This is a genomic window from Maribellus luteus (genome assembly GCF_003576475.1).
GTDB classification, from domain to species: domain Bacteria; phylum Bacteroidota; class Bacteroidia; order Bacteroidales; family Prolixibacteraceae; genus Draconibacterium; species Draconibacterium luteum.
The window spans coordinates 620,673-633,300 of sequence record NZ_QWGR01000002.1 but is presented as its reverse complement, the minus strand read 5'-3'; the positions used below and the strand labels follow the sequence as shown (position 1 = coordinate 633,300).

At 45.2% G+C, this 12,628-nt stretch carries 10 protein-coding genes; 2 read left to right on the top strand and 8 right to left on the bottom strand.

Going from position 1 to position 12,628, the window contains the following annotated elements; all coding sequences use genetic code 11:
• Window positions 1-111 precede the first annotated feature (111 nt).
• Window positions 112-2,304 (top strand): DUF748 domain-containing protein, encoded by a 2,193-nt coding sequence (locus D1614_RS05315; protein WP_162304419.1) that lies wholly within the window; start codon window positions 112-114, stop codon window positions 2,302-2,304.
• A 15-nt stretch (window positions 2,305-2,319) separates the two neighbouring features.
• Here the strand turns inward: D1614_RS05315 and D1614_RS05310 are convergent, their stop codons facing one another.
• The 8 genes from D1614_RS05310 to D1614_RS05275 all read right to left on the bottom strand — a co-directional run bounded on the left by D1614_RS05310 (window position 2,320) and on the right by D1614_RS05275 (window position 11,748).
• The gene (locus D1614_RS05310; protein ID WP_162304418.1) at window positions 2,320-4,779 is read right to left on the bottom strand and encodes a DUF5686 and carboxypeptidase-like regulatory domain-containing protein; all 2,460 of its coding nucleotides are present in this window, start codon (window positions 4,777-4,779) and stop codon (window positions 2,320-2,322) included.
• 252 nt (window positions 4,780-5,031) lie between these two features.
• On the bottom strand, window positions 5,032-5,736 hold the full coding sequence (locus tag D1614_RS05305; protein ID WP_119436922.1) for a queuosine precursor transporter: 705 nt from the start codon (window positions 5,734-5,736) through the stop codon (window positions 5,032-5,034).
• Window positions 5,737-5,898: 162 nt separating this feature from the next.
• The gene (locus D1614_RS05300; RefSeq protein ID WP_119436851.1) at window positions 5,899-7,005 is read right to left on the bottom strand and encodes a carbohydrate-binding family 9-like protein; all 1,107 of its coding nucleotides are present in this window, start codon (window positions 7,003-7,005) and stop codon (window positions 5,899-5,901) included.
• Between the two features lie 187 nt (window positions 7,006-7,192).
• Entirely contained in the window at window positions 7,193-7,666 is a 474-nt protein-coding gene (locus tag D1614_RS05295) for a methylglyoxal synthase (protein ID WP_119436850.1), read from the bottom strand.
• A 182-nt stretch (window positions 7,667-7,848) separates the two neighbouring features.
• Window positions 7,849-9,231 carry a phosphoglucosamine mutase gene (gene glmM / locus D1614_RS05290; RefSeq protein ID WP_119436849.1) on the bottom strand — a complete coding sequence of 461 codons (1,383 nt, stop codon included), beginning with the start codon at window positions 9,229-9,231 and terminating at the stop codon, window positions 7,849-7,851.
• A 237-nt stretch (window positions 9,232-9,468) separates the two neighbouring features.
• Window positions 9,469-10,158 carry a DUF8845 family protein gene (locus D1614_RS05285; protein ID WP_119436848.1) on the bottom strand — a complete coding sequence of 230 codons (690 nt, stop codon included), beginning with the start codon at window positions 10,156-10,158 and terminating at the stop codon, window positions 9,469-9,471.
• A gap of 3 nt (window positions 10,159-10,161) precedes the next feature.
• On the bottom strand, window positions 10,162-10,650 hold the full coding sequence (locus D1614_RS05280) for an RNA polymerase sigma factor (protein WP_119436847.1): 489 nt from the start codon (window positions 10,648-10,650) through the stop codon (window positions 10,162-10,164).
• 153 nt (window positions 10,651-10,803) lie between these two features.
• The gene (locus tag D1614_RS05275; protein ID WP_119436921.1) at window positions 10,804-11,748 is read right to left on the bottom strand and encodes a pseudouridine synthase; all 945 of its coding nucleotides are present in this window, start codon (window positions 11,746-11,748) and stop codon (window positions 10,804-10,806) included.
• 101 nt (window positions 11,749-11,849) lie between these two features.
• Here D1614_RS05275 and D1614_RS05270 point away from each other — a divergent pair, with 101 nt between their 5' ends.
• Window positions 11,850-12,620: a TIGR00266 family protein gene (locus D1614_RS05270; protein ID WP_119436846.1), complete on the top strand. Its 771-nt coding sequence runs from the start codon at window positions 11,850-11,852 to the stop codon at window positions 12,618-12,620.
• Window positions 12,621-12,628 lie beyond the last annotated feature (8 nt).

Genomic DNA, 12,628 nt, shown 5'->3' with positions numbered 1-12,628 from the left:
ACAATTTAAATACAAACGATTCGAATTGGGTCGTTTCACTTTTACCCGCATTGAATTTCGCTAACTTTAATGCCGGTTAGAATATCAGAAAACAAGAACAAGTTCACGTACATGAAAACCATTGAAAACAACCCAAAAGGAAAAACCGGAAAGCGAATTATTGCAGGCATACTGGTTCTTATTATTTTACTGATCGTTGCCTTCCTGCTTTTTTCGCCCGGCCTGGCACGAAATTACCTGAATAAACACGGCAAAGAGCTTACCGGACGCAGGCTTTCGATTGAAAAAATCAACATCAACTATTTTACATCACGCGTACAGCTGAGCAATGCAAAAATGTTTGAATCCAACGATCAGGATATTTTTGTGGCACTCGACACCCTGGTGGTTGACCTGAAACCGCTTCGCCTCTTTAAAAAGGAAATCTTTGTTCAGCAGTTCAAAGCGGTCAACCTCGATGCACGAATCACCCAGCAGGATACCTTATTCAATTTCGATGACCTGCTTGCCTTCTACTCATCCGAAGATACGCTTGCCGCAGAAACGGAATCATCTCCCTACAGTTTCGATCTGAACAACCTGGAGATCGACCGGGGCCGTTTAAGTTACACCGACCAAAGCATCCAAAACACCATAACCGTTAAAGACATTACGTTTCTGATCCCTCATCTGTATTGGGGAGGCGAACGGGACAGCAAGGCCGACATTGCCTTCGACCTCGGAACGGGCGGCAGTTTCAGCAGTAGCTTTGATTACAATATTGAAACCGGTGCCTATACCGGCGAAGCCAGCCTCACCGCTGTGGATCTGGAAATAATGCTACCCTACATTCAGCAACAAATGCATTTTAATTCGATCGACGGAACGCTTACGGCCGACATCCGTTTCAGCGGATCGCAGGAAGACCTCTCCGAATTCCTTTTATCGGGAGATGCCCGGATCGACAGCGTTTCCATCACCGACAGCGACGGGAAAAAAGTACTGGGAGTTGCTGAAGCAAAAGCTCACTTAAAAGAAATGAAACCCTTAAAATACCAGGCTGAAATAGGCAAGGTTACATTCGACCAACCCTACATGTACCTGGAACTCGCTGATTCGCTGTTCAATTTTGAAAAGCTGCTGGTAGAATCAACTGAAGATGAAATTACTGAAGACGAGGAAGAAGCCACTGTATATGCATTTCTTATTGACAGCCTGCAGGTAAATAACGGGTGGATCGACTTTAGCGACAAACGTTTCCGGGAAGAGTTTAACTACGAACTTTCCAAAATCGAAGTAAATACCGAAAACCTGTCGCTTGATACCGACTGGCTCACATTAAATGCCAACATGCTGCTGAACAAGCGCGGCAAACTGGAAGCCAGGATCGGAGTGAATCCGTACGACCCGCTTTCAAAAATCGACCTGGAATATGTTTTGTCCGACTTTCAGTTACCGGATATCAACATCTACTCCAAGCATTACACCGGGCTGCCCATATTGTTTGGCGACATGTACTATGTATGCAAAACAACGATCGACAAGCGCCAGCTCAACAGCAAAAACAACCTGATCATCCGCGATGTGGAGCTGGGAAGAAAAAACGGGGGATTGTACGACATTCCGCTAAAACTGGCTTTGTTTATTCTGAAAGACATTAACGGCGATGTGAAACTCGACATTCCGGTAACCGGCGATTTATCCGATCCAAGAACCCGCATCGGGCGAATTGTATGGACCACCCTGAAGCAGTTTACCGTAAAGATTGTTGCCTCACCTTTTAAAGCGTTGGGGAATCTGCTGGGGGCACAACCCGACGAACTGGAAGAAATCACATTTGGTTACGACGACACTTCGCTTACCGGAAAGCAAGGTCGCGGTATTGACTTGCTGCTGAAACTGGAGAAAATGAAACCGGACATGCAGATCGACATGCAATACCTGAACGACCGTAAACTGGAAAGAGTGGATGCTGCAAAGGAAATCGTTCACCAAAACTACCAGCAGGAACGTCAAAAAACGCCCAATTCCAACCGCAAGGAATACGAAGCCTATCTGAAAGAAAAAAGCGGGATGGATTCTTTGCTGATACAGGATTATGAGCAGTTACTGGCACCCAAAGAAAAAGTGGACAGTGTTGTTCTGGCGCGGGAAAGTATGCGTATACAACTGGTGAAAGATTACCTGACCTCTGAGAATGATTCAACTTCTGTTCGGGTGTTGCCATACGCCGCAGACGAAGTTCTCAACATTGGTAGCCGGCCAAGGTTTCTGATAAAATATCTGTTACGCGAAGATACCGAGCCCTCCGGCACCGGAAACTAAGACAAGCAGAAACGATCAGAGGACAATTTCGAAACGGGCACGGATTCCGAACTGCGGCGCTCCTATCACCGACTTTGGCTGTACACGCCACAAGGCTTCGATGCGGGCCATGCTTAAAATATTTTCGACTCCGGCCCCCAACTCAATGTAGGGTTTTTCCATGTCGTGCACCGGCACCGGAAAACTAACTATTTGCTGGTGTTTATCGCTGACCGAGCCCACCAGCAGTTTGGCTGAAAACACCTCCCTGAAATTGGCTCTTTTCAGTATCGGCACCCGCCGGAAAAAGAACCCGTTTAAGTGGTATTCCATGTAGGCATGAAAATATTTATCGTGTACAAACTCGAGGTAGTTCATCAGGTTAAAGTCGTAGCTGTACAAGCCGTAGGTTTCGTTTCCCCGCGGAATATCCAGCATCGTGTAAGGTAATTTACCCAGCCACGCACCGGCTTCCAGCGCATAGTCGAAACGCGCCATTCCCATGTACACTTCCTGCGCAATGGTAGAAGCTACCCGGCCATAATACGAACGTTCGTTGTTGTAATAAGCCTGCCCTGCAGCAACCGTAAAATGAATGATCGGAAAATCGGAGCCCATGTACAGCCGCAAAAACCCTTTATCCACTACCTTTTCCTCGCGCGAAAAACGGGTGTCGAGGCTGATTTCGGCAGCAGCTACTGAGCCCACAGGTTCGCCGTTCCTCAGGAAAGGATAAAACTCGGGAGAATAGTGACGCGTGTAATTCAGCATCAGTTTGTTCATCAAACCCGGATACCACTCTTTTTCGTATTGTGCGGCTATTTTCTGTTCGCGGTACATTTCATCCAGCGGATCGTTCTTCAGCAATTGCGAAACCAGGTTATTCTCGGTGGCTGTAAACGCATTCTCATACAGGTACAGAATTTTTTCGTTTTCGCCGTGACGGATCATTTTATCGTCGTACGATAGTTTAAAAACCTGCCGGTAAATGGTTTTGAATTTATAACCTGCTCCCAGCATGCCCGAAATTTTCTCGTTGCGGGTGCTGTATCCCAGTCCGCCCCAAACCATAAAACGCGTGCTGATTTCCTCGCTGGTTCGCGCGCCAAAAAACAGCTTGCTGCCTTCTACCTTGTTGGTATTGTAAAAGCTGGTAAAAGGCCCAATTTCAAATTTTCCGAGATCGTAATAACTGGTTACCGACATCCGGGCCAGGTTGTTCACCGTGTTTACCTGTCGGATCTGGCTGATCGAATCAATCGCCTGCCCCAAAAGAATTTGCGATTCGGTAAGCGGCTCCAACCGGTTCATCCGCCAATAGGCAGAATCCCTTTCCAGCGCTTCCGGCAATTTTATGGTTTCGTATTTTGCCTTGGGAGTATTTAATTTTATCTCGCCCGCCGGGTCAATAACCACCTCATCGATAGTGGCCATTTGCGTGTAAAAAAGCGACAAGCGTTTGGCATCCTGGTTCCGGGTTTCAAAGGGAATATAATCAAACAAGGCGTCAATTTTGTTTCGCTTGTAGAAAGGCGTTGAATCGTTTACAAAGTAGTATTCACTGTTCAGGTGAAGTTTCCGCAGAAAATTTATCCCGCTTGTGTTGGAAAGATCGCCGTCAATCTCCACAATCGAATAGTATTTGTTTTCGGTGATGAAATGTCCCTTGAAAGTATTTTCGCCTCTCCGGCGGGGCTGAAAATGTACGCGGTAGTGCATTACTCCATCCACAGAAACGCTGTCGGCCAGAAAATACTTGTAATAGTACCAGCCGTTATTGGAAAGCGGACTCACAAAATTCTGGGTGAAAAGCGGAATATGATTGTCGTAAAAATTCACTTCCATGTCCAGGGCACTTGTATAGCCCGAAATCTCCAGGTCGTTGAGCACCCCCACCCCGTTTGTACGGTCGGCCAGCACCGTAGATTTCATTTTCGACGGCACCTTTTGAATCTCGTTAAAAACCAGCTGTTCAGAAAAATAAAGCGGCAGAAAATGCGTACTGTCCTCCCCCATTTTCAAAAGATTCGGGTTGTTTCGAAAGGCCCTCGAATTCCGCAATTTCTCCCCCACATTATTAATCTGGTACTCCCACTGCGTATATTTTTTATACGAAAACTTGTTGTACTGATCCGGGTTGTTGGCCTCCTTCCGTGCCATTATGTGATTAAACAACTCCCGCATGGGTCCTTCGTCGGGGCTAACTTCCACTTCCTGAATATCAAACACTTCCTCGCTCATGATTATCTCCATGAAGCTCATATCCTCGCGCGGGATCAGTTTATTCACTGCCAGGTATCCGATCGCGGAAAATGCAAGTGTGTCCGTTAGCTTTGGAAAAGGAATTTTAAAACGCCCCAGCGTGTCGGTGGTCGTCCCGATCGTTGAATGTTTGATGATAATATTGACAAAAGGAATCGGGTCCCCGGTATAACGGTCAGTAACAACACCGTTTAACATTTTTTGCTGTCCGCTTACGGTATTCGCAAGCAGCATCAACAGCAAAATAAATATTGTTGTAAAACGGGACCTTGAACCAAACAATAAAGTTTGCGATGGCATGTACTTGTTTTCTGTTTCTGACTTTTTCGCTTCTTCTTTTCAGTTAAAGAATCGACGCACCAAAGTTGTACAAAAAAATAATATGTTTGATACCTGCAGGTATTTTTTTAGATAGATTAAACAAAAGTCCAATAGAAAACACAGCAAACAACTCACTAAAAACAGATTACAAACAAGAACAATATCTTAATCCATCCAAAACCGGTTCTTTTTGAAAATACCTTTTGCCCAGTAAACGAAAGGAGTATCGGCAGCAGCCACCACCCATTTCAGAATGTAAGTGGTAATAAAAATCTCGAGCAGAACGATTCCCTCGTACACACCCCAGAAGGCAATCAGTACAAAAACAGAACTGTCAATCAGCTGCGAAACCATGGTACTCAGGTTGTTTCGGATCCAAAGCTGGTTGTCTTTTGAAAAGCGGTTTTTCCAGAAATGGAAAGCCCATACATCGTGCCGTTGCGAAAGCAGATAGGCCGCCAGACTGGCAATGGCAATACGCGGCATTAAACTAAAAATGGTACTGGTGGCCGAATGCGCGGTAGCGGCAAAATCATCGCCCGAAAACGGGATAAACTGCAAAGCCATGTTCATCAGAAGGGTCATGGAAATAAGGCTGAAAAACCCAATCCACACCGCTTTTTTCGCTTCTTTCTTCCCGTAGTTCTCCGAAAGAATATCCGTAACTAAAAATGAAGTCGCGTACACAATGTTTCCAAGCGTAGACACCAAACCAAAAAGCTTTACGGTTTGGATGACCTGGATATTGGCCACAATTACCGAAATGGGAATCCACATGATCAGTCCCCATTTTCCAAACAGGCGGTACGCCAAAATAATCATCAGAAAGTTAGCCAGCAACATGACCAGCCAAAGCAATTCATTCTGCATTTTTTTCTTTTTTGACTCGCAGGGTGATGCCACCTGCGAAAGTTTAACAATCTTGTTTCGTTCGCAAATGTATAAGAAAAAGACAAAAGAGAAAAGCTGTCCGTGCTAGATCATCCCGCCCAGTACCGACGATTTGATAAAATCACTTTTGTTCATATCGTTTTAATTAGTGGCTTTCGTAAGCAGACTGCTATTGTCGAGCATCAATACACACCCGTTTGCAGCCGTTAATTTTAGTTTGAAATCGTCGGCAGTGGCGGTCATCTCCAATTCAAAAGAGACCTTGCTTTCCATCCCTGATTTCGAAACCTGCAGCTCCTCCAGCGAAGCGGCAAACCGCTGATTCTCGTTCCGAAACTGCTGCTGCTTGTAATACACCAGCCAAAGATGCCGTGCCAGCAACTCATCCAAAGGCATTTGAAAAGATACCTTCGTTGTACCAACCGCCTCTTTCGAGAACTGAACCAATCCCCAACGTTCGGGGAAGTGCATATTGATTACTCCCTGCGGACTCCAAACCCAGTTGTTCTCCGGCAAATTCCTGCCGCTTGCTTTGTCTTTCACCCTTACATATTTCCCGTCAACTACCTCGGTATGCCACTGCACACGCGAAAAGTTCATCTTCCACATGTCGCCGTCACCAGCCGGTTCGAAATGCTCATCGCGCGCAAAAGACGCAAACGGAATTTTAACTTCCACACACCATTTACGGTCCTTATCTGCCGGGTTGTTGAGTGTTCCGTCCACATAAACCGCACTTTCAAAACCCGGAGCGTTCCATTCAATATCCGGTTTTGCCCCGTTTCGGTAAGGCTTGTTCAAAAAAAGATCGAACAGGATGTTTTGAGCGTTTAATTCGTATTCAAAATAATTGTAGCAATCCCGGTCGGGATCAATAAACAGCTCAATGTCGTTTTCGTGGAAAACCACCATGTCGTGCCGGTCGTAATACGCCCAAACATGCGGCTCCTGCAACTCAAAATAGTAGTAAAGATTCTGTGCATCCCACAGCATTTTGAAACGGGTTTCATAAGCAGGACGCGGCTTAAGATCGCCTTCAATATCCTCAAAATACTCCGACCATTCGGCTTTTTGCCAACTCTTTTCAGTGGCTTTTCCATCGATACTTATTTCTTCCTGACACTGATAAGTGACATAAGTCCTGACCGGTGTAAACAGGTTTTCAAACCCCTCAAAATCCTGCGCTGAAGCAATACCCGGCAAACCAAGCACGCTCATTATCCCTGCTATCCAAAAACTGTTCTTCATCTGTATACTTAAGTGCAATACACAAAAATATTAAAAAGAATTACAGAAATTAGCGATCTTTGTAAAATTTTTAAAAAAGATTGACAAAATATTTGGGGCTAAAACAAAGATTGCTTCCCCATCTGCTGATGAAGAAGCAATCTGATTAAGAGTTTATATTTTCGTTGGTGCCAGTACAAGGAAATTCCTACTCCATGTCCACATCCCGTGTAATATAGCTGCGGTAATCTTTCAAAATTGGTTCATATTCTTCGTGAAACAACTCGGAAGTTACCATAAAATCGGCCGTAGAACGGTTGGAAGCGGTTGGGATGTTGTAAAGAACCGTGATACGAAGCAAGGCTTTTACATCCACATCGTGTGGCTGCGGCTGCATTGGGTCCCAAAAGAAAATCAGGATATCGACCTTTCCTTCACAAATCATCGCTCCCAGCTGCTGATCGCCTCCCAGCGGCCCCGACTTTAAGCGGGTTACGGTTGGCGGCACTTCGCCATGCTCTTCGCATTTCTCCTTCAAGGCATCTTCCACCAGTTTGCCGGTGGTACCGGTACAAATCAAATCGTGTTGCCTTAACTCTTTCCAGTTAAAAGCCACCCACTCCATGATATCCTTCTTTCGGTTATCATGCGCTACTATTCCAATGTTTTTCTTCTTTTTCATGTTTAAAATTGTTTTCAGAGCCCGATGTTAACTCTCGCAATTTTCAGAGTTCGTCAATAGCTTAACTCTCTTGACCGGCGCACATCGTACCCTTTGCTTCTTGTTAAAATTTGTTTGTGTTCAGGTAAAAAACCTGTCCTCCGGCAGATAGTTTTATTGGAATTGTATTGCTTTTGAAGCGTTTAAATCATTTTCTTTATCTGATCAATAATTTCCTCTGCCAGTCCGGCGGCCTGCTCCATCGATCCGGCTTCGGCATAAATACGTATAATGGGCTCGGTATTCGACTTCCGAAGATGTACCCACGAATCCGCAAAATCTATTTTCACACCGTCGATATCTGTCACCTGCTCGGCTGCGTATTTTTCTTTTACTTTCACCAAAACTCCGTCCACATCGATATCGGGTGTCAGCTCAATTTTATTTTTTGAAATAAAGTAATCGGGATATGTCTTTCTGAGCTCCGAACACTTCATCCTGCTTTTTGCCAGGTGCGATAAAAACAGGGCAGCTCCCACCAGTGCATCTCTGCCGCTGTGGCTGGCCGGGTAAATAACGCCCCCGTTTCCTTCACCGCCAATAACGGCATTGGTTTCGCGCATTTTAGCTACCACGTTCACCTCGCCAACCGCACCCGCGGCATAGCTTTGTCCGTGTTTTTCAGTTACATCGCGCAGCGCCCGGCTCGACGAAAGGTTAGAAACCGTATTTCCGGGAGTGTGAGCAAGTACGTAATCAGCCACTGCCACCAGTGTATATTCTTCGTTAAACATGCTGCCGTCTTCGCTGATGATCACCAAACGGTCTACATCAGGGTCCACCACAAAACCTACGTCCACCTTTTCATTCCGGATGATTTCGGCAGTCTCCACCAGGTTTTCAGGAAGTGGTTCGGGTGTATGCGCAAAATGTCCGGTTGCTTCGCAATTGATTTCTACCACTTTTTCAATTCCTAAAGCTTTGAAAAGTGCGGGCATGGCCACTCCCCCCACTGAATTCACTGCATCAACCGCCACCGAAAAACCGGCTTTGCGGATCGCTTCCACATCCACCAATTCGAGGTTGAGCACGTGTTGGATATGTGTTTCAGTGTAATCTTTTTCGACAACCGTTCCGAGTGCATCCACTTCAGCAAAAACAAAAGATTCATTTTCTGCTATTTCCAGCACCCTTGCACCTTCTGCCGCATCCAGGAATTCACCTGAAGCGTTTAACAACTTTAATGCATTCCATTGTTTCGGATTGTGACTGGCAGTAAGAATGATCCCACCATCGGCTTTCTCTTCGGTTACTGCAATTTCGGTAGTTGGCGTTGTTGCCAAACCAATGTTTACCACGTTGCATCCCATTCCGGTAAGCGTTGCCACTACCAGCGAGCTAACCATAGCACCGGAAATACGCGCATCGCGTCCCACCACTATCGTAAGGTTTTCTTTACCAGCTTTTTCTTTTGCCCAGGTAGCATACGCTGCCGAGAATTTTACTACGTCCAGCGGACTAAGTCCTTCGCCCGGTTTTCCGCCAATTGTACCACGAATTCCTGAAATGGATTTTATTAAAGTCATCTTTCTTTGTTTTTTGCTGCGACAAAGATAAGCATCACCCTAAGATAAATGGCTAAGAAATATCAGTTAGACCACGGAATTTAGCATTCACAATAATCAAGTAACAAATCGGTAATCAAAAATTAAGATTTGTCCGTCTTTTTCCTGAAAACTGACAAAATGTAAATTCGCCAATTGCAGCTGAAACACTTAGGATTAGGTTTGGGAGGTTTTAAACGTCAACTAAAAAAAGGAGTATTATAAATTTTCGTCTTCGATTCCTTCCAGCTCTTTTAGGGTAGCTTTCAGTTTACTGATATAATTTCCGTAGAGTTTACGAAACCCCCACCGAAGGAAAAGAAATATTCCACCCACCAAAATGGTCAACACAAGCAACCCGATTACGATCAGCAGTACCAGTTTTCCGGAATCGATCTGCAATACTTCGCCTGCCTCACTGGCCATACTAACATTTACACCTTGGTAAAGCCCCGATATAAACGCCAGACCAATCGCCACCATAAACGTCGCCAGCGCCAGGTAAAACAGCCTTTTGTATAACTGCAAGGTATTGATGATCTTTTTTAAAGTCTCCCGAAGATCACAAATCACATCGCAGTTTTTTCGTACCCGGTAATATTTAATTACAAAATACAGGAATGTGGTAAATATAAGTGCGTTGCTAAAAACCCCAAGAAATACCAGCCACTGGGGAACATTCACTCCCTCCGGCAAACTTTTCAGCACTGTTGGCGACACGAAGAAATCGTCGAAAGCAAATAACAAGATCAAAGCGAACAACACCAGAAAGCCAATTCTGATATTCCGGTCGATTCGCTCAATCAGGCTGCCGGTGCGCTTGCTCAGCATGCTCCGCAACTGGCTTTCATCCAATTCCTTTCCGGCAGGAAGCTTATTCCAGGTTTTCTTTAGATCGTTTAAATCCATTTGCTATGCTTCTGTATCCATGAATTTCTTTAGTTTCTTCTTGATCCGGTTCATCTTTACGCGCACATAATTTTGCGTGATTCCCGTGATCTCTGCGATTTCCTCGTACTTTTTATCTTCGAGAAAGAGCAGAACAATCGATTTTTCAATACCTGTTAAATAGTTAATCGCCTTGTGTAACTCTTTTATTTTCTCTTCGGTTTCCGTATCGTAAGCTTCATCAACAATCTGAAAATTCTCGTAAGTGAGAAGATTCTGATCGGGCCTTCTTTTACTTTTCTTGAAGGTCGTTATTGCTGTATTCAGCGCAACCCGGTACATCCACGTCGAAACCTTCGACTCCTCTCTGAAAGTTGGGAATGATTTCCAAAGCTGTGCTACAATTTCCTGGAAAAGGTCGCTCCGGTCATCGTCCGTGTCGCAATAAATATTGCAGACTTTGTGGATGATGCCCTGATTTTTCTGTATTATCTGTAAAAAGTCCCTTTCCAAAATCAGGTTATTAGTAGCTAATTTGGGTTTAAATTACACCGCTCAATCACCTAAAACACAGGCTATCATGTTTGGATGTGTTTTCAGAATCAGAGTTTGGCCCTGTCCGGCTTTCTCGTTTTCTGAAAACACGGAATATTTGTGTCGTTGAAATTAATTCATTTTCAGGAATTTCACCTCATTATCTGTTAAAAAACGCCATTTACCGCGTGGCAGATTCTTTTTGGTAAGCCCGGCAAACAACACACGGTCCAGTTTTTTAACCCGGTAGCCCAAATGCTCGAATATACGACGTACGATCCGGTTTTTGCCTGAATGGATTTCAATCCCGATTTCAGTTTTCGCTTCCGCATCAATGTAGCTGATCGCATCGGCAGCTATAAATCCATCTTCCAGTTCAAAACCGTCGGCAACTCTTTCCAGGTCAGCTTTGGTCAACGGTTTGTCCAAACTCACCTGGTACACCTTTTTCATGTTGTGGCTCGGGTGCGTCAGCTTTTTCGACAAATCGCCATCGTTGGTAAAAAGCAGCAGACCGGTGGTATTCCGGTCGAGTCTACCTACCGGGTAAATGCGTTCGTCACAGGCATTTCGCACCAATTCCATCACGGTTCTTTCGGCGTGCGGATCGTCGGTAGTTGTTACAAAATCCTTGGGCTTGTTCAGCAATAAATAAACTTTCTTTTCTGCACTTAGCAAGCGGCCATCAAAACGTACTTCGTCGCCCGGCATCACACGGGTTCCAAGCTCTGTGATCACTTTCCCGTTTATGGTAACCACACCGGCAGTAATGTAAGTATCGGCTTCGCGGCGCGAGCATACTCCGGAATTGGCAATGTAACGGTTCAGGCGCATTCCTTCCGAAGAAAGTGTGCGGTCTTTCGGTTGTTTTACCGTTTTCTCGGCCTGCGTTTTACGTACAAAAGGTTTCTTCTCCCATTTACGCGGAGCAAATTCTTTTTTGGGTTCTTCTTTGACTACCGGTCTCGACTTGCCAACTCTTTTCCCTGTTGGAGCCGGTCCAGTTTTTTTGGGGGGCCGTCCCGGCTTCCCTGTATTGCGGGCGCTGCTTCCGCTTCTGTTGTTTTGCCTGTTCATTGCTGTTTTTACTTTTTGCAAAGATCGATAAAAATTCGGATTACAGATTTTATTTGCCTCAAATCCATTAATTTCGGGAAAACATTTCAAAAAAACATTTTATGCAGTCACACGAAATAGATTACAAGATTATCGGACATGATGTACAACTGGTAGAAGTGGAGTTGGATCCGGGCGAAACCGTAATTGCGGAAGCAGGAGCCATGCTTTATATGGAAGAAGGAATTGATTTTCAGGCTCGGATGGGTGACGGATCGAATCCCGGGGCAGGCTTTTTTGACAAACTGCTTTCGGCCGGATCGAGGCTGATAACCGGAGAATCGCTGTTTCTTACCCACTTTACCAACCGCGGATGGGGTAAAAAACATGTTGCTTTTTCGGCTCCTTACCCGGGAACCATCATTCCGCTGAACCTACCTTCTCATGGTGGCAGAGTGATCGTTCAGAAAGACGCTTTTTTATGTGCTGCGCTCGGAACCAAAATTTCGATCACCTTTAACCGGAAACTAGGAGCCGGATTTTTTGGCGGCGAAGGCTTTATTCTTCAACAACTGGAAGGCGATGGAAAAGCATTTATTCACGCCGGAGGAACGGTTATCGAACGGCAACTAAACAACGAAACATTGCGGGTTGACACCGGTTGTATTGTAGGATTTGAAACATCGATTGATTACAGCATTGAACAAGCCGGAGGATTGCGCTCTATGGTGTTTGGCGGCGAAGGAATTTTCCTGGCCACATTGCGGGGTACCGGAAAAGTGTGGCTGCAAAGTATGCCTATCCGGAAACTGATTGCCGAACTTTCGCCCGCAGGTGGCAATGCACGAAAAGAAGGCCGATCGGGATTACTGAATCAGATTTTGGAAGGATAATTTTTAGT